This window comes from Pseudoalteromonas sp. CR1 (assembly GCF_019392235.1).
GTDB lineage: Bacteria > Pseudomonadota > Gammaproteobacteria > Enterobacterales > Alteromonadaceae > Pseudoalteromonas.
The window spans coordinates 1-204 of record NZ_JAHXRM010000703.1 but is presented as its reverse complement, the minus strand read 5'-3'; the positions used below and the strand labels follow the sequence as shown (position 1 = coordinate 204).

At 56.9% G+C, this 204-nt stretch carries 2 tRNA genes; both read left to right on the top strand.

Annotation, left to right across the window (positions count from 1 at the left end):
- Window positions 1–77, top strand: a tRNA-Asp gene (locus tag KZZ04_RS21090).
- 53 nt (window positions 78–130) lie between these two features.
- Window positions 131–204, top strand: a tRNA-Asp gene (locus KZZ04_RS21085).

Genomic DNA, 204 nt, shown 5'->3' with positions numbered 1-204 from the left:
GGAGTGGTAGTTCAGTTGGTTAGAATACCGGCCTGTCACGCCGGGGGTCGCGGGTTCGAGTCCCGTCCACTCCGCCATTTGATATCGTAACAAAATTAGTAAGTGCATTACCCCATGCACATACCACTGCGGAGTGGTAGTTCAGTTGGTTAGAATACCGGCCTGTCACGCCGGGGGTCGCGGGTTCGAGTCCCGTCCACTCCG